This window comes from Aeromonas sp. ANP5 (assembly GCF_963870295.1).
Classification (GTDB): domain Bacteria; phylum Pseudomonadota; class Gammaproteobacteria; order Enterobacterales; family Aeromonadaceae; genus Aeromonas; species Aeromonas veronii.
Genome location: NZ_CAWMRY010000010.1, coordinates 48296 through 65817, shown reverse-complemented (window position 1 = coordinate 65817; position 17522 = coordinate 48296). Strand labels below are relative to the sequence as shown.

Below are 17522 nucleotides of genomic sequence, written 5' to 3'. Positions count from 1 at the left end.
ATAGAAAGACTGAGCTGTAGATAAAGAAAGAGGGAAGCTCGCTGCTTCCCTCTTTGTATGAACTGGCTATATCCGGTAAAACCCCGAATATCAAGGCGGTCAGGCCTATTTGACCTTGTAGACAATCCCCGGATTGCAGCGGATCATCTCGAACCGGTCGGTCAACCCTGCCAGTGACTCCGACGCTCCCAGCATCAGATATCCACCGGGATTGAGACTGGCAGCAAACTGGTTGAGGATCTTCGACTTCACTTCCGGCGCAAAATAGATGAGCACGTTACGGCAAAAGATAATGTCAAACTTGCCGAGCAGACTATAACTCTCCAGCAAGTTGAGTGGCCGGAAGGTGGTCAATTTTCTGACTCGCTCGGCAACCCGCATCTTGTTTTCACCGTAAGGCTCAAAAAACATCTTCTTGCGCTCCGGTGACAAACCGCGTGCCAGAGCAAGGCTATCGTAAACGCCTTCCTTACACTGATTGAGCATGGTCGTCGAAATATCCGTCCCGACAATTTGCACGCCACCAGGCAAGGTACCCGGCTTTTTCATCTGCTGCTCCAGTGCCGTCATGGCAATGGAATAGGGCTCCTGACCTGACGAGGATGCGGCTGACCAGATCTTGATGGGGCGGCCACTTTTCCCCAACTCGGGGAAAATCTTGTCGGTAAGAAGCTGAAACGGATAGGTATCACGAAACCAGAGGGTCTCGTTGGTCGTCATGGCATCCACCACGGCCATTTTCAGGTCACGCTCTCGCACACTCATTGCACGGGTAACCAGATCAGACAGACTCTCGATGCCAAACTGAGCCATCAAAGGTGAAAGACGGCTCTTCACCAGATACTGTTTGTTATCCCCCAGCACAATTCCGCTCTGTACCGCCAGAAAGTTGCTGAACTGTTTGTATAAGTCGTCCGAAAGTGTCTTCATGCAGCTGTTCTTCTTTATTAGAGTGCGTTTTGTACGGCCTTGGCCAATTCATCAGGCTGGAACTTGGCGATAAAATTGTTCGCACCAACTTTCTGCACCATTGCCTGGTTGAATACTCCACTGAGCGAGGTATGCAGAATAACATGCAAATCCTTGAGATTGGGATTATTCCGGATCTCGGCAGTGAAGGTATAGCCATCCATTTCCGGCATTTCGATATCCGAAATAACCAGCGCAACCTGATCCTTGATAGGACCATTTTTGGTCATTTCCAGCAGCATGTTCAATGCTTCGCGGCCATCTTTTGCCAACACGCACTCGACACCGATAGCCTCAAGCGCACGTTGTACCTGTTTGCGTGCCACTGAGGAGTCATCCGCAACAAGAACAGGACGCCCCAGAGTCGGGTGGTCGACGCTGGCCTGAACCAACTCCTCACTCACATCCGTTGCAACCGGCGAAATTTCGTTCAATATCCGCTCAACATCGAGGATTTCGACCAACTCGCCATCGACTTCTGTCACGGCTGTCATGTAGTTGATGCGACCCGCACCTTTGGGCGGAGGCAGGATGGATTCCCAGTTCATATTGATAATGCGCTCGACCGAATGCACCAAAAAGCCCTGAATAGAGCGGTTGTACTCGGAGATGATAATGAAGCATTTGCTCAGATCATCAATCGGGCGTTTGCCAACAGCCATGCTGAGGTCGATGACCGAGATAGTCTGGCCACGAATATGTGCGACCCCGCGGATGCAGGAGTTCAATTTGGGCATCACGGTCAAGGGGGGACACTGCAACACTTCACGCACTTTGAATACGTTGATGCCAAATCTTTGACGTCCATTGAGACGAAACAACAACAACTCCAGCCGGTTTTGCCCCACTAGCTGGGTACGTTGGTTGACCGAGTCCAGGATACTGGCCATAAACACTCCCTAAAAACGCTTGGCATTAATCATGCATGCGTGATGGATTGCGTCAGACTATCGATGTGACAACGAACAGATTCTGAAGCAATCATAGTTAAATATGGTGATATGCGTGAACAACTTATCGACCAACGAGCGAAAATGATTAACCGACTTTTACTCATCAGCCTCTTTTTTGGCAGCATATCTTCCAGCTACGCCTCGGACGTCACTACTTATCTGCAAGAAAAGGCACAAGAGTTCGTTTACAGCCAGCTGGATATTCCGTTGGATGCCAGAGCCAAGGTCACCTCTGCCACACTGGATGAACGGCTCCCACTGACCCGCTGCGAAGATCTGCTCACTATCAGCTTACCAGCAAAAATGGAAATTCGCCGTAATACAACAGTTTACCTTAAGTGTGAGGAAGACAAACCCTGGGACGTCTATCTCCCGGTGCGGGTCAGTATTCAAAAGCCCTATGTCACTGTGACCAACCCCATCGCCAAGGGCGACCTGCTGAGTGAAAGCCAGTTGGTGTTGGCCTATCAGGATCAGACCCTGATCCGTGGCGACTACCTGACTGACACTGCCCCTCTTGTCGGTGTACGCAGCAAGCGGGAGCTAAAACCGGGGCAACCCATCCGTTTGAGCCAGGTTTGTGTCGTGTGCAAAGGGGATCAGGTCACCTTGACGGCAGAAAACAGCAACTTCCAGATCAAAACCATGGCCCGAGCCTTGCAAGATGGCAGCTTTGGAGAGATCATCAAACTCGTCAATATTCGCTCCGGCAAAACCGTTGAGGGTAAAGTCAGTGCGGTAGGTGCCGTATCGGTCACTTTTTAAATCCGGATCCTTGACAACTTTTTTCTAAAGTTTTGATCTGCCGCACCGATAAACAGGTAAGCAAACCTTAAAGCAGACGAAGGTAACTAAAATGGCCATCAACAATATCAACAACTTGGCGAATAATCGGTTGCAAAATACCGCTAATAGCCAGGGGACAGGCAGCAAGTCAGTCACCTCATCGCCCGAAAACAAAGCGGCTACTGTCAAGCTGGACTCCGTCTCCTTGACCAGTGAGGCGCAACAATTGCAAAAGATGCAACAAAACCTCAATACCGCCTCGACCGGCAATGAGAGCAAGGTCGAACGGCTGAAAAAAGCCGTCGCGAGTGGCGAATATCAGGTTAACAGCGACGCTGTGGCCAAGAAGATGTTCAGTTTCGAGGCCAATCTGGACAAAGTTCTGGGATGATGGATTTACCTTCGTTACTGCACACCCAAGATGATTACCTCAGCCAGATGCAAGGCATTCTGGAAGAGGAGTTCAGCTTGCTCGAACAGCATCAGGCACTGGCCCTGCCCGCACTGACCGAGCGCAAACAGCAGTTGCTTGCTGCGATAGAAACTCTGGACAAGACACTGGCAGAGATGCCGGAACTGGCACTGCAGCTGGCAGCCTATCCCGACGAGATGGAGCAGCTTCGTGCAAAACTGGATGCCTGCCAGGCACAAAATGATATCAACGGTCGATTGCTTGAATTGAGCATCGTCTCCAACCGTCGTCTGGCAACCTTTCTGAGTCAGCTGCGCGATCGCAACAGCCTGACCTATGACGCCAAGGGCAACACTCGCTCTGGCACCCGCTCCTACGGTATCAAGGCCTGACATCTCTTATCAGGCCTCGCATTTTTGCTGTCCGTTTTAAAGCACCAGTCGCAACAGCTCTCGCCCGTCCTCACACGCATTGACGCGCAGTACCCCGTCCTCATAGCTCCCGTAACTGGCAGGCAACTCGCCGCGCGGGAAACAGATCGACCCCGGGTTCATCAATACCCGCTCCCTCTGCCACTCCAGCACAGGCACATGGGTGTGGCCGCTCAGGAACAGACTGCCCTCCGGCAGTTGTACCTCGTCCGGGCGATAAAGATGGCCGTGGCTGACAAACCAGCGCCGCTCATCGACCAGCAGCTGGTTGTAGGGGGCGGTGATGGGAAAGCGCAACAGCATCTGATCCACTTCGGAATCACAATTGCCCCGCACCGCGATGATCTGCGGAGCCAACTCGTTGAGCCGATCGGCCACCGCAGCCGGGTTATACCCCTCCGGCAGAGGATTGCGCGGGCCATGGTTAAGCAGATCGCCGAGCAGCAGATAGTGATCCGGCTGCCAGGGCTCAAGTTGGGTCAGCACTCGCTCCAGCGCAATGATGCTGCCGTGGATGTCGGAAATGATGGCAAGTTTCATGAAATGCTCCTCACTGCGGGCTGAAATAGAGATCCTTGGTGGCAATCGTCCCTTTCAAATTCTGGCTGGGCAGTCCCCGCAGGGTGGGATCAACCAGTCTCATCTGATTGTAATGATACACGGGGAGGATCGGCGCCTCCTCAAGCAGCAACTGTTCGGCATGCCGGTAGAGTTCAACACGGCTCGCGCTGTCCAGCGTATTGGCAGCCTGCTCCAGCAACAGATCAAAGTCGGGATTGCAGTAGCCGCTCTCGTTGCGCAGATCCTGACAACGGAAGCTGCCCAACATGGCAGACGGCTCCACGTAATCGCCAAACAGGAAGCTTCTGGCTACCTGGAAATCACCGCTATCCTTGGCCACCTGATAGGCGCCCCACTCCAGACTGTTGAGGGTGACCTGTACCCCCAGCTTCTGCCACATGGCGGCAATGGCCATCGCCATCTGCTTGTGGGTTTCTGCGCTGTTGTAGGTAATGCTCAGCTTGAGTGGATTGGCACTGTTATACCCGGCCGCTGACAACAACGCTGCCGCTTTGGCCTGGCGGGTTGGCATATCTTCAAGCGCCACAGGCAATATCACCCGGGGGTAACCCGGCATCTCCGGCAACAGCGACCATGCCGCCTGTTCATCCTGCCCGCTCACCGATCCAATGAGCTGCTGTCGATCAACCGCCATGGAGAGCGCCTGACGCACCCGCACATCCTGCAGTTCGGGGCGTTTCAGATTGAACGCATAGAGATAGGTGCCAAACAGCGGCAAGCCCCAGAGCCGCTCCGGAGATTCGCGCTTCATCTTCTGGTAATAGCCGAGGGAGACCTTGTTGGTGAGCTGTATTTCACCAGCCTCATAGCGCAGCCGTTCGGCATGTTGCGAGGTGATAGGCAGATAGGTGACCCGTCCGATACGGGTGTGAAGGTCATCCCAGTAGTGGATATTGCGCTCGGCTTCTATCCGCTCGTTTGGCGTCCAACTTGTCAGCCGGTAAGCACCATTGCTCACCAGCTTGCCGGGCTCGGTCCACTGTTTGCCAAATTTAGCTATCGCCTTCTGATTGACCGGCACAAAGGGGCGCTGACTGATGAGCTGCAGGAAATAGGGAGCCGGCCGCTCCAGGGTGATTTTCAAAATCTGATCGCTTTGCGCTTCAATGCCAAGATTGCCGAGCTCCAGCGCACCGGCATAGATGGATTGCGCATTGTTGATCCCCGTGGCCAGCAGCAATCCGGCAGAAGGGGAGTTGATGGCCGGATCGAGCAGACGGCGCCAGGCATAGACGAAATCAGCGGCCACCAGCGGCTCGCCATTGGACCATTTCAGTTGAGGGCGCAGGAAGAATCGCCACTCCAGCCCATCTTCACTCACCTCCCAGCGCTGTGCCTGAGCAGGGACGATATGCCCCTGACCATCTTCGCTGACCAGCCCTTCAAACAGATCGACCAGTACCGCCTCCCCCGGAAAACCGGATCGCACCAGCGCCGGATCCAGTGACTCCGGCTCGGCACCGTTGCCCTTGACCAGGGTTTGCCGATCGGCAAGCAGAGGCTGCTGCTCAACGGTGGTGGCATGGGCCAGGGGCCCAGCCAGCACGGCAAGCAATAGCGGGGAGAGCCAGCGTTGTGCCAGCTTGGGGAAGAAACCATACCTCATGACAAAACCTCGAATAACACCACTGCAGGAGGGGAAGGCCGACGGCGCGCCTGATGAATGCCTGATGCCGCTCTTGTTATCCCCGAAAACGCCCCGTATTGTATCGGGCTTGCCCGGGAGATGGAGTCTTTCGGGTTAATTTTTTCAGGAGTTTTTATGGGCTATGAGTGGCTGGCCCTCGCGTCGGCCAGTTTATGGGCAGTTGCAGCGCTAATTTCGGTCAAACCGGCCCGTCATCTCGGCGCATTTGCTTACAGCCGCTGGCGCATGTTTCTGGTCAGCCTGATGCTCGGCACCATGAGTCTGCTCACTGGCGGCTGGCAAACCCTCACCGCAAGCGCCCTGCCCCTGCTCGCCATCTCGGGGCTGGTCGGCATCTTCGTCGGCGACACGGCGCTGTTTGCCTGCATGAACCGGCTGGGGCCAAGACGCAGTGCCCTGCTTTTTTCCTGCCATGCGCTGTTTTCCGCCCTGCTTGGGCTCTGGCTCTTTAATGAACAGCTGACCGGCTGGCGACTGCTGGGGGCCATGCTGGTCTTTGCCGGCGTGATGCTGGCGATCCTGTTTGGTAGACGCAGTAGCAGCAACGAGTGGGAGCAGATCCGTGGCAATCTGGCGCTGGGAATTGGCCTTGGCCTGACGGCGGCACTGTGTCAGAGCGTGGGAGCCATCATCGCCAAACCGGTGATGATGAGTGGTGAGGTGGATGCGGTGAGTGCATCGGGTATCCGGATGGGCAGTGCCCTGCTGGCCCATTGCGTCCTTCGGCTGGGGCGCTTGCCGCTGGCCATGCCGCTCAAACCGGTCAATCGCCATATCCTCGCCATGATTGCCACCAACGGTTTTCTGGCGATGGGGCTGGGGATGACGCTGATCCTGATGGCGTTGCGGCAGGGAGAGGTGGGCATGGTGGCCATTCTCTCCTCCACCACGCCGGTACTGCTGCTGCCGCTGTTGTGGTGGCACTCGGGGGAGCGGCCATCCGTTGCCGCCTGGGCGGGGGCACTGATTGCCACCCTGGGCACGGCGCTGGTGCTGGGTTTCAGCACTCAGTGACACCCGGCACCATCCCAGATCAGAACAGGGCTATCTCCTCAGCGGTCAGCTCACGATATTCACCGGGTGCCAACTCTTCATCCAGCGTCAGACCGCCCACCCGCTCGCGATGCAAGCCAACGACCTTGTTGCCGATGGAGGCAAACATCCGCTTGACCTGATGGTACTTGCCTTCGTGGATGGTCAGGCGGGCCTCGCACTCGCCGAGAATTTCCAGCTGGGCCGGACGGGTTTTATCGGTCTCGTTACGCAGGTAGACCCCTTCGGCGAACAGCGCGATCGCATCCGGGCTCACCGGATCGGCCAACCAGACGTGATAGGTCTTGGCACACTCGTGGCGCGGCGAGGTGATGCGGTGGGACCATTGGCCGTCGTCGGTCACCAGCACCAGACCCGTGGTATCGAGGTCGAGGCGCCCCACCACGTGCAGCTTGCCCATCGCCGGCTCATCCATCAGGAAGAAGACGGTCGGGTGATCCGGATCCTCGTTGGAGCAGACGTAACCTTCCGGCTTGTGCAGCATGAAATAGCGGTTGCGCTGCTCCAGCGTCAGCAGCACGCCGTCAAACTCGATCTGGCTCTGCTCATTGATATGAAAGGCGGGCTGCTTGACAACAATGCCATCCACCATGACCTCACCCTGACGGATCAGTTTGCCTGCCAGCGAGCGGGTCAAATCGGAACAATCGCACAGAAATTTATCAAGCCGCATTCACAACCTCGGAGTCCAACAAGTAAAGGGGCGTCATTATATCGGGCGGGGGCGACAACGCCACTGTTAAGGGGTTGCCAATTATGACGAACTGGTCATCCGATGTTACACTTCTCCGGTGTGACCCATCCGAACGATACTCATAATAATAAGAGTCAGGAAGCCTTCATGAAGTCTCAAGCATCCTATCCCGTCATTCCCGTCAACCAGCTGAAACCCGGCATGTATGTCATTGCTATCGCCAGCCAGACAGGTGGGATGGAGATCGCCCAGATGGGCTTGGTGACTAACGTGGCGCAAATTGCCAATCTGGTGCGTCAGGGGGTGCTCACGGTACGCATCGATCTGGCCCGCAGCAAGCTGGGCAGTGCCGAGAGTGACGCCGTTACCTCCCCCAACCTCAATGCCAACAGCGCCCAGGTAGGGCGCCGGGCCAGTGCCAACGGCGAAGGACGGGAGCTTAAAATCCGACGCCTCTATCAGGAAGCGCGCGAGCTGCAAGGCAAGTTCATTCGCCACCTCAAAGCGGGTGAGCCCATCGACATCACTCCGCTGGCGGAAGTCGCCGAAGAGATGGTGGACACCATGTTCACCCACGGCGATGCCATGCTCTGTCTGGCCCGTATTCGCGCCAAGGATGCCTACCTGATGGAGCACTCCATGAACGTGGCCATTCTGCTGGCCAACTTCGGCCGCTATCTGGGACTGGAACGCAGCGTGCTCAAGGAGCTGACCCTGGGTGGCCTGCTGCACGACGTGGGCAAGATCATGACTCCGGACGAGGTGCTCCACAAACCGGGCAAGCTGACCGATGAGGAGTTCGCCATCATGCGCCAGCATGTGGTGCACAGTTACGAGATCCTCAGCAATACCCCTGGCATTACCCCCACCATGCTGGAGGTGGCCGCCAACCACCACGAGCGGCTCGATGGCTCCGGCTACCCGCAGCGACTGAAGGGGGAGCAGCTCTCCCTCTATACCCGGATGAGCGGCATCGTCGATGTCTATGACGCCATCACTGCAGATCGGGTCTACAAAGCAGGTATGCAGCCGACCCAGGCCTTCCGCATTCTGCTCAAGGGGATCAATCAGCACTTTGATGCCGAACTGGTCACCAAGTTCATCAAGTGCATGGGAGTCTATCCGGTGGGCACTCTGGTACAGCTCTCAAACCAGCGCCTTGCTATCGTGATGCAGCGCAACGAGCAGCAGCCGCTCAAGCCGGTGGTCAAGGTGATCTATCACGCCACCCAGCGTCACTACCTCGACGTGCAGTGGCTGGATCTGGCCAAGTCAGGGGTGCAGGAGAGCATCGAAAACACGGTCGACCCCAAAGAGTTTGGCATCAACCTCGCCAACTTCTTCTAAATCTCTCACCTCAGATATTCATGATTGGCGCTGCCTGTCGAGCCAGTGCCGGATCAGAAACTCCTCATCCAGCGGCGAGAGATCAAAACGCAGGCTGGCCTCTTCAATGGCGGCGATATCGTGCTGGTGGTGCTCGCTGAGCCAAAGGGCCGCACGACGCAAATCTTCACCATGGGGGAGTAGCAGATGGTCGCTCATGGGATACCTCCGGTAGACTGCAGGGCGACCCGCGAACGTGGCCACCTCTTTCCAGTCTAGTCGGTCAATCCCCATCACCCGCGCTTCTTCACCCTCCCCCCTCAATCACGGCAATCAGCTTGTCACCGGGATCAGCGACCGAAAGCGCGCAGCCAATCCTGATCAAACTTCACCAGCGCCGCATCCACCGCAGGCACGTTCAGCAACTGCTCCGCCACGTCGAGCGGCAAGGTGATGGATTGGCAACCGGCCAGCAGGCAGTCGAGCGCTTGGCGCGGGGTACGGAATGACGCCGCCAGCACCTTGCTGTTCGGTGCGTGCAGCGCAAGCAGCTGTTGCAACTCCTGCACGGTGGCAATGCCATCGCCACCTTGGGCATCCAGCCGGTTAACGTAGGGCGCGACATATTCCGCCCCCGCCACCGCCGCCAGCCAACCTTGCAGCGGGGTATAGACAGCGGTGCCCAAAGTCGGCACACCGTTGGCGGTCAGGCTCTTGATGGCCGCCAGCCCCTCTGCGCATACCGGGATCTTGATCACCAGATCCGGGTCCAGCTCACGCAGGGCAAATGCCTCGCGCACCATCTCGGTTTCGGTTTTGGCCATCACCTGGGCAAACAGGCGCGCCTTGGGCCCCAGCACGTCGCGCAGGGCGGGCAGCAGCTCGCTCAGCGGCAATCCCCCGGCGGCGGTAATGGAAGGATTGGTGGTGACACCGGCCAACGGCAGGATCCGTGACCAGCGACGCACTGCAGCCACATCGGCGGTATCGAGATACAGCTCCATCTCTAACTCCTTAACGGGATGTTCAATATGTCGCCATTCTAGCGATAAAACATCTGCAAATAGCTTGATCGAAATCAAATAAACTTTCGAATGAAAACAAATAGAATGCAAATACAAAAGGAGGCGGTATGATTTTCGACCTGCAACGATATTCAACTCACGACGGCCCCGGCATTCGCACCCTGGTGTTTCTCAAGGGGTGCTCGCTGGCCTGTCTGTGGTGTCAAAACCCGGAAAGCCGCTCTCCCAAGCCGGACATACTACTCGACCGGCGCCAGTGCATCGAGGGATGCCAGCTCTGCAGCCAGGCTTGTCCGGCAATCTTGCGTGACAGCGAGGGCATCCAGCTCACCCGTTCTGCCCTCAAAGCCGATGATATGGAACGGCTGCGCGGCCTCTGCCCCAGCGAAGCGCTGCAGGTGTGCGGTCGGGATGACACCCTGGACACCCTGATGGACACCATCTTGCGGGATCGCCCCTTCTTCGAGCGCAGCGGCGGTGGCGTCACCCTTTCCGGTGGCGAGCCGTTTATGCAGCCCGAATTTGCAGCCAACCTGCTGGCCCGCTGCAAGGCCGAAGGGCTGCACACCGCGGTCGAGAGCTGCCTCCATGTGCCATGGCACCAGATTGAGCCAAGCCTCCCCTCATTGGATCTGGTGCTGGCGGATCTCAAACACGTGGATAAAGAACGCTTCTTCCACTGGACCCGCGGCAAAGTGGAGTTGCCCATCGCGAACCTTAAACGCCTCGCCGAGCACGGCGTGCCGATGCAGATCCGGGTGCCGCTCATTTCCGGCTTCAATGCCGACCGCGCATCGATCGAAGCCATCACCGACACCGCCGCCAGCCTCGGCACCGTGCAGGAGATCCACTTCCTCCCCTACCACACCTTAGGCGTGGGCAAATATGCCCTGCTGGATCTGCCCTATCAGGCGCCAGAGACACCGCTCGACGACCCCGATTTACTCCACTTTGCCCATGCATACGCCCAACGTCAGGGGCTGACCCCTGTGACCAGAGGATAAGATCATGACCCAGCTCGACCTCAATACCCTCAGCCCGCGGATCCGCGCCCACAAAGAGAGCCTGATCCACATCGTTCAGCCGCCGGTCTGCACCGAGCGTGCCCGCCACTACACCGAGGCCTATCAGGCTCATCTCGCCCGGCCGCTGCCGGTGCGCCGCGCTCTGGCGTTGGCCCATCACCTCAAGGAGCGCACCACCTGGATCAAACACGATGAGCTGATCGTCGGCAATCAGGCCAGTCAGGTACGGGCGGCACCACTGTTTCCCGAATACACGGTGAGCTGGATTGAGAAGGAGATCGACGAGCTGGCAGACCGTCCCGGCGCCGGTTTTGCAGTCAGCGAAACCGAAAAGGCGATCATCCACGCCCTCACCCCCTTCTGGCGCGGCCAGACGGTGCAGGATCGCTGCTTCGGCCTCTTTACCGACGAGCAAAAAGCGCTGCTGGAGAGCGGCATCATCAAGGCCGAGGGCAACATGACCTCGGGAGATGCCCACCTCGCGGTCAACTATGAGCAGCTGCTCACGCTGGGTCTCGATGGCTTCAAGGCCAAGGTGGCCGAGCGCCGCAGTCGGCTGGATTTGGCGGATTGGGCCGATCTGCAGCGCGAGCAGTTCCTGCACGCCGTCGCCATCACCCTGGAGGCAGTCAGCGATCACATCGCGCGCTACGCCGCACTTGCCCATGATATGGCAGCACAAGAATCTCGCCCCGAGCGCCGAAACGAGCTTGAGACCATCGCGCTCAACTGCGCCCACATCGCCCACCAGCCCCCCGAGACCTTCTGGCAGGCGCTGCAGCTCTGCTACTTTATCCAGCTCATCCTGCAGATCGAATCCAACGGTCACTCGGTGTCGTTTGGCCGGATGGATCAGTACCTCTACCCCTGGTATCGCCGCGAGGTGGAATTGTCGGAATCCCTGCCTCGGACGCGCGCCATCGAGCTGCTGCAAGGGTGCTGGCTCAAACTGCTGGAGGTAAACAAGATCCGCTCCGGCACCCACTCCAAAGCCTCCGCCGGCAGCCCGCTCTATCAAAACGTCACCATCGGCGGCCAGAACTGGCGAGATGGCACTGCCCATGACGCAGTCAATGGCCTCTCCTACGCGATTCTGGAGTCCTGCGGCCAGCTGAGATCCACCCAGCCCAACCTCTCGGTGCGCTACCACGCCGGGATGAGCGAGGATTTCCTCGACGCCTGCATTCAGGTGATCCGCTGCGGCTTCGGCATGCCCGCCTTCAACAACGACGAGGTGGTGATCCCCGAGTTCATCAAGCTCGGGGTGAGCGTGGAGGATGCCCACCACTACGCCGCCATCGGTTGCATTGAGACCGCCGTGCCCGGCAAGTGGGGCTACCGCTGCACCGGCATGAGCTTTATCAACTTCGCCCGCATCCTGCTGGCCTCCCTCGATGGTGGCCGCGATGCCACCACCGGCAAGGTATTCCTGCCCCAATCCCAGTCGCTGCAAGACGGGAGTTTTGGCAACTTTGACGAAGTGATGGCCCGCTGGGATGAGCAGGTGCGCTACTTCACCCGCAAATCCATCGAGATCGACTGCGTGGTCGACAGCGTGCTGGAAGCGCAGGCCCACGACATCCTCTGCAGCACCTTGGTAGATGACTGCATCGAGCGCGGCAAGACCATCAAGGAGGGGGGCGCCGTCTATGACTGGGTATCCGGTCTGCAGGTGGGGATTGCCAACCTCGGCAACAGTCTGGCGGCCCTGAAGAAACTGGTGTTCGAACAGGGTGTGGTGGGGCAGCAAGAGCTGGCTGCCGCGCTGGAGCAAGACTTTGCCGGGCTGGCGGGGGAGCAGTTGCGCCAGCGCCTCACCAATGCCGCCCCCAAATACGGCAACGATCTGGACGAGGTAGACCTGCTGCTGGTGCAGGCTTACCAGAGCTATATCGATGAACTCAAGGGGTTGCACAACACCCGCTTCGGCCGCGGCCCCATCGGTGGCACCTACTATGCGGGCACCTCCTCCATCTCCGCCAACGTGCCGTTCGGTGCTGCCACCATGGCCACCCCGGATGGGCGCCACGCCCGCACGCCGCTGGCGGAAGGGGCCAGCCCGTCGTCAGGTTCGGATCGTCTCGGCCCGACGGCGGTATTCAACTCCATCGGCAAGCTGCCCACGGCGGCCATCCTCGGCGGGGTGCTGCTCAACCAGAAGCTGAGTCCGGCGAGCCTTGAGAACGAGCGGGACAAGGCCAAGCTGATGAGCCTGCTGCGCACCTTCTTCGAGGTGCACAAGGGGTGGCACGTGCAGTACAACATCGTCTCGCGCGAGACCCTGCTGGCAGCCAAGGCCCATCCCGATCAGTACCGGGATCTGGTGGTACGGGTGGCGGGCTATTCAGCCTTCTTCACCGCCTTATCCCCGGATGCGCAAGATGATATCATCGCCCGCACCGAGCACAGTCTCTGACGGGGCGCACCCATGGCGCCAGTGACGTCATATGATTGGCAAGCCACCCCACGGGTGGCTTGCCGCTATCCAACACCTTGCATGTGAGCGCACCATGAATCCACGCCACCAACTGATCCTCACTCTGGTCCATCAGGCTCGCAAGATGAGCGTGAGTGAACTCTCCCGACACACAGGCGTGTCTGAGGTGACGGTGCGCAACGACCTCACCGCGCTGGAGAAACAGGGACTGCTCAGACGGGTACACGGCTCGGCCATGGCGCTGGAGACCGATGACCCGGATGCCCGGATGAACATCAATTACCTGCTCAAGGAGCGCCTCGCCGAGCGGGCCGCCCAGCTGGTGGAAGATGGCGAGACGGTCTTTATCGAGGGGGGCAGCGCCAACGCCCTGCTGGCCCGCCATCTGGCCCTGCACAAACGGGTCACCATCATCACCATCAGCAGCTATATCGCCCATCTGCTCAAAGACACCCCGGCTCAGGTGGTGCTGCTCGGCGGGCTGTTCCAGCATCAGAGCGAGAGCGTGGTAGGGCCGCTCACGCGCCTCTGCATCGAGCAGGTGCACTTCTCCAAGGCCTTTATCGGGGTCGACGGTTTTCATCCCGAGATGGGCTTTACCGGCCGCGACATGATGCGGGCCGATGTGGTCAACAGCGTGCTGGCCAAGGGGATGACCAATGTGGTGATCACCGACAGCAGCAAATTTGGCGCCATCCACCCGAGCCAGCTTGGCGCCCCGGGCCAGATCAACGTGCTGGTCACCGATGATGCCCTGCCCGCCCCCATGCGGGCTGCCATCGCGGCCAAGGGGATCACCCTGCACTGCGTTGCGGCCTAGGCCACCCGCTAATTCACGCTATTTCATTGACCTGACAGGATAAAATTTCCATGATGAGCCAGTCCCCATCGGGACTGACATCACCAGTGTGTGATCTGCAGGAAGCAGACTTCAGGAGAGCAAGGGCATGCCATCGACCATCACCGCCGGGGAGCGCCGACTCTCCCCTATCATTCGCGCCACCGCCATCACCCTGACCCTGTGCTGGAGCCCGTTTGGCTGGAGTGCCACGCTGCCCGCCGACTTGAAGTGGGAGAGCAACAACCAGGATCCTCTCTATGCCGATCCGGCCGCCAAACGCGGCGGCACCTTTCGCACCTTTATGACCAGCTTCCCCCTGACCCTGCGCAAATATGGCCCCGACTCCAACGGCGGCTTTGCCGGTTACGTGCGGGAAACCAACCTGCCACTGCTGAGCACTCATCCCGTCACCGGCAACCCCATGCCGATGCTGGCAAACGAGTGGGCCTTCGGCGCCGACAACAAGACCCTCTATTTTCGCATCAATCCCAAGGCGCGCTGGTCAGACGGCCAGCCGGTCACCGCCGATGACTGGCTATTTACCCTCAAGATGATGCGCAGCAAGGAGATCAACGACCCCTGGTACAACAACTACTACAGCACCCAGATAGCAGACATAACCAAGTTTGATGATCACACCCTGGCCATCACCAGCGGTACCGAAAAGAGCCGCCAGGATCTGCTCGAGTCACTGCCCATCAGCCCGGAGCCGAGCCACGCCATCAAGCTCACCGCCAACTGGGTCAAGGAGTACAACTGGAAGGTGTTGCCAGTCACCGGCCCCTATCAGATCGATCAGGTGAAAAAGGGTAAATCGGTCACCTTCAAGCGGATTGAAAACTGGTGGGGGGATGACGAGCGCTACTTCCAGCATCGCTTCAATCCTGCGCGGATCGAGATCAAGGTGCTCAGGGATCTGAACATCGCCTGGCAGCACTTCCTGCGCGGCGATCTCGACACCTTCCCGCTGGTGATGCCCAACTGGTGGCACGACAAGACCAAAACTGCCGAGTTCGAGAAGGGGTATATCGCGCGCACCTGGTTCTACAACCAGACTCCGCAATCGCCGATGGGGCTCTATCTCAACACCGCCGATCCGCAGCTGACTAATCTCGATGTGCGGCTCGGGATCCAGCATGCCCTCAACCTCGACAAGATGCTCACCACCCTGCTACGGGGGGATTACCAGCGACTCAACAGTTATGGCTCAGGTCAGGGTGAGTTTACCAACAGCGAGATCAAGGCCCGTCCGTTCGATCCCAAACTGGCACGGGAATACTTTGCCAAGGCAGGCTTTAACAAAGTGGGGCCGCAGGGGATTTTGCAAAACGACAAGGGGCAGTCACTGACCCTCGCTATCACCTACACCACCGCAGAGCACGCCCAGCGGCTCACGCTGTTGCGGGAAGAGGCCAAGAAGGCGGGGCTTAATCTGGAGCTCAACCTGATGGATGCCTCGGCCGGTTTCAAAGCGATGCTGGAGAAAAAGCACCAGAGCGCCTGGATGGCCTGGGCGGGTAGCCGCTATCCCGCCTATTGGGAGTTCTTCCACAAGGTCAACGCCAACAAGCCCCAGACCAACAACATCATGAACATCGATGACGACGCCATCACGGCCTTGGTGGAGCAGTATGACAAGGAGTTCGACTTTACCAAAAAGGCGGCCCTGTCACGGCAGATCCAGCAGCGGCTCTATGAGCTGGCAAGCTTCGTCCCCGCCTATCAGGTGCCCTACACCCGGGAAGGCGCCTGGCGCTGGATAAAACTGCCAAAAGTACCTGCAACACCCAAGAGCGAGCAGCTTTACTGGCCTCTTGGGGGCGACAACAGCGGTTACAGCTATGGCGGTCTGCTATGGATTGATGAAGAGCTAAAATCCGAGACTAGGGCAGCCATCAAGAGTGGCAAGACTTTCCCGGCCGAGCCTATCATCGACACCACTTATCGCCAGCCCTGATTGCATCAGCCCATCGGCAAAAGTCCTTAAAACAAAAGACCCCGCCAGATAGCGGGGTCTTTGTTGGCAACCGGTGTTGCGAATAGCTCGGTGATCAGCCGCGTTTGGCCTGCTTCTCGGCAATGGCGTCAGCCACGTCAGCCGGCTCCAGTACGATGCCTTCCTGATCCGGGGTCGGGAACACGGCAACACACAGCTCGTCCTGCTCCATACCGTCAACCCAGCGCTCCAGCCATACCTTCAGGGTGATGGACTGCGGCTTGCAATCGGCCCACTCGCCTTCAGCCCACGCCTTGGCGTACTCCGGGTGCGGCCATACCGGGATGCAATCTTCATCGTCGGTGGTCAGCATCATGACGCCATGCTCGTCAGTCAGGACGAACAGCTCTTCATGCTCGACCAGCTTGCTGATGAAGTGATCGTAACGGTAATCAGCGTTCAGTTGCAGCGCGGCATTGCGCTCGGTGTCGCTCAGTTCATAGCTCATTGGCCAAGTCTCTCTCTCGATAAAGGGCGCCATGTTCACATCTTGTCGTCAGCTTGTCCAGCTTGCAGCCCCTTGGCACCGGATGGGGAGGACAATGACGCCAATAAGGATAGAGCAGCCTCCTCGATAGCGAGACCGCCAGCCATCATATTGGCCCTTTTACAGCGCAGGGGTGATCAGCTCCACATCAGGCTGCTCGCTCAGCTTTTGCCGCAGCCAGTAGGCGGACTCCACTTCGACAAAGCAGAGCAGATCCCGGCCATTGGCCGCCATCGCCATCAGCTGCTCAAAACGCAGCTGTTGTTGCTGCTCCCAGGCGGCAGCGAGTTTGGCGCCGTGGGCCTCATCCACCACTTCGCGGCGCAACTCGAACAGGTTATCGGTGATCGGGCTGTTGATCTTGGCGGCGCAGTGCCAGTACATCAGCAGGTTATCCATCATCTCGCTGTCGTAGTTGGCCAGCGCATCCAGCTCGGGTGTATCACCGCTGTCGCTGGCGGCAAAATCACACCAGCCCGCATCGAGTGACGCCAGCTCATGAGCCCCATTGGCATGCTTGCGCAACAGTGCAATGTCGGCCCCCTTGCGTGCAGGCAACCATACCTCGCCCTGATGGGCATCCAGCAGTGACGTCAACGAAGCAGTGGGGTAAACCGGAAAGCGGGTACAAAGTGAATGCAGCAGGGATACCAGAGTGATCTTGACCATGAGCGATACCTTGAACAGGACGGACAGCCACCAATAGACCGTCCGATATAAAGAAGTGCCCTATCCTACCATGTTTGGTCCGGCTCGGCCCTTGGCGAAGCTGTCAGCCAACCATCTGATTACGCCGAAAAAAACAGCATTTGAAACACAGCATCCAGCCAAAGATCAATAATTTGAGCCAGCGCCCA

General features: G+C 58.3%; 18 protein-coding genes. 9 read left to right on the top strand and 9 right to left on the bottom strand.

Annotated features, from left to right (window positions below):
• Positions 1–105 precede the first annotated feature (105 nt).
• Positions 106–930, bottom strand: a complete 825-nt coding sequence (locus AACT07_RS08090) for a CheR family methyltransferase (RefSeq protein ID WP_069527135.1) — start codon at positions 928–930, stop codon at positions 106–108.
• A 17-nt stretch (positions 931–947) separates the two neighbouring features.
• Positions 948–1859: a chemotaxis protein CheV gene (locus AACT07_RS08085; protein ID WP_005334174.1), complete on the bottom strand. Its 912-nt coding sequence runs from the start codon at positions 1857–1859 to the stop codon at positions 948–950.
• A 144-nt stretch (positions 1860–2003) separates the two neighbouring features.
• Between AACT07_RS08085 and flgA the strand changes: the two genes are divergently transcribed.
• The 3 genes from flgA to AACT07_RS08070 all read left to right on the top strand — a co-directional run bounded on the left by flgA (position 2004) and on the right by AACT07_RS08070 (position 3512).
• Positions 2004–2687, top strand: a complete 684-nt coding sequence (flgA, locus tag AACT07_RS08080; RefSeq protein ID WP_083249932.1) for a flagellar basal body P-ring formation chaperone FlgA — start codon at positions 2004–2006, stop codon at positions 2685–2687.
• 91 nt (positions 2688–2778) lie between these two features.
• Complete coding sequence (flgM, locus tag AACT07_RS08075) at positions 2779–3099, top strand: flagellar biosynthesis anti-sigma factor FlgM (protein WP_005334177.1); 321 nt, start codon at positions 2779–2781, stop codon at positions 3097–3099.
• On the top strand, positions 3096–3512 hold the full coding sequence (locus AACT07_RS08070) for a flagella synthesis protein FlgN (protein ID WP_069527133.1): 417 nt from the start codon (positions 3096–3098) through the stop codon (positions 3510–3512). The genes flgM and AACT07_RS08070 overlap by 4 nt, the downstream gene beginning before the upstream one ends.
• Before the next feature lie 36 nt (positions 3513–3548).
• Here the strand turns inward: AACT07_RS08070 and yfcE are convergent, their stop codons facing one another.
• Together yfcE and AACT07_RS08060 are read right to left on the bottom strand one after the other, a co-directional pair.
• The gene (yfcE, locus tag AACT07_RS08065; protein WP_069527131.1) at positions 3549–4091 is read right to left on the bottom strand and encodes a phosphodiesterase; all 543 of its coding nucleotides are present in this window, start codon (positions 4089–4091) and stop codon (positions 3549–3551) included.
• Between the two features lie 10 nt (positions 4092–4101).
• Entirely contained in the window at positions 4102–5739 is a 1638-nt protein-coding gene (locus AACT07_RS08060) for a peptide ABC transporter substrate-binding protein (protein WP_069527129.1), read from the bottom strand.
• A gap of 156 nt (positions 5740–5895) precedes the next feature.
• Here AACT07_RS08060 and AACT07_RS08055 point away from each other — a divergent pair, with 156 nt between their 5' ends.
• A complete protein-coding gene (locus AACT07_RS08055) occupies positions 5896–6795 on the top strand; it encodes a DMT family transporter (protein WP_069527128.1) in 900 nt (299 codons plus the stop codon).
• A gap of 19 nt (positions 6796–6814) precedes the next feature.
• Here AACT07_RS08055 and rsuA read toward each other — a convergent pair whose 3' ends face one another.
• On the bottom strand, positions 6815–7507 hold the full coding sequence (gene rsuA, locus AACT07_RS08050) for a 16S rRNA pseudouridine(516) synthase RsuA (RefSeq protein WP_021231067.1): 693 nt from the start codon (positions 7505–7507) through the stop codon (positions 6815–6817).
• A gap of 168 nt (positions 7508–7675) precedes the next feature.
• Here rsuA and AACT07_RS08045 point away from each other — a divergent pair, with 168 nt between their 5' ends.
• Complete coding sequence (locus AACT07_RS08045) at positions 7676–8875, top strand: HD-GYP domain-containing protein (protein ID WP_069527126.1); 1200 nt, start codon at positions 7676–7678, stop codon at positions 8873–8875.
• Between the two features lie 18 nt (positions 8876–8893).
• Here the strand turns inward: AACT07_RS08045 and AACT07_RS08040 are convergent, their stop codons facing one another.
• Together AACT07_RS08040 and fsa are read right to left on the bottom strand one after the other, a co-directional pair.
• Positions 8894–9073, bottom strand: coding sequence for a hypothetical protein (locus AACT07_RS08040; protein WP_069527124.1), 180 nt, complete (start codon positions 9071–9073; stop codon positions 8894–8896).
• A 131-nt stretch (positions 9074–9204) separates the two neighbouring features.
• Complete coding sequence (fsa, locus tag AACT07_RS08035) at positions 9205–9858, bottom strand: fructose-6-phosphate aldolase (protein WP_069527123.1); 654 nt, start codon at positions 9856–9858, stop codon at positions 9205–9207.
• A gap of 128 nt (positions 9859–9986) precedes the next feature.
• Here fsa and AACT07_RS08030 point away from each other — a divergent pair, with 128 nt between their 5' ends.
• The 4 genes from AACT07_RS08030 to AACT07_RS08015 all read left to right on the top strand — a co-directional run bounded on the left by AACT07_RS08030 (position 9987) and on the right by AACT07_RS08015 (position 16139).
• A complete protein-coding gene (locus tag AACT07_RS08030; protein WP_069527121.1) occupies positions 9987–10883 on the top strand; it encodes a glycyl-radical enzyme activating protein in 897 nt (298 codons plus the stop codon).
• Between the two features lie 4 nt (positions 10884–10887).
• Positions 10888–13320: a formate C-acetyltransferase/glycerol dehydratase family glycyl radical enzyme gene (locus AACT07_RS08025; RefSeq protein ID WP_069527119.1), complete on the top strand. Its 2433-nt coding sequence runs from the start codon at positions 10888–10890 to the stop codon at positions 13318–13320.
• A gap of 94 nt (positions 13321–13414) precedes the next feature.
• Positions 13415–14161, top strand: a complete 747-nt coding sequence (locus AACT07_RS08020) for a DeoR/GlpR family DNA-binding transcription regulator (protein WP_047437619.1) — start codon at positions 13415–13417, stop codon at positions 14159–14161.
• A 127-nt stretch (positions 14162–14288) separates the two neighbouring features.
• A complete protein-coding gene (locus AACT07_RS08015; RefSeq protein ID WP_069527117.1) occupies positions 14289–16139 on the top strand; it encodes an extracellular solute-binding protein in 1851 nt (616 codons plus the stop codon).
• A 94-nt stretch (positions 16140–16233) separates the two neighbouring features.
• On the opposite strand, the gene AACT07_RS08010 is transcribed toward AACT07_RS08015, so the two are convergent.
• Both AACT07_RS08010 and AACT07_RS08005 read right to left on the bottom strand, forming a co-directional pair.
• Complete coding sequence (locus tag AACT07_RS08010; RefSeq protein ID WP_005334204.1) at positions 16234–16626, bottom strand: DUF2750 domain-containing protein; 393 nt, start codon at positions 16624–16626, stop codon at positions 16234–16236.
• A gap of 159 nt (positions 16627–16785) precedes the next feature.
• Entirely contained in the window at positions 16786–17334 is a 549-nt protein-coding gene (locus tag AACT07_RS08005; protein ID WP_069527115.1) for a hypothetical protein, read from the bottom strand.
• Positions 17335–17522: the final 188 nt, after the last annotated feature.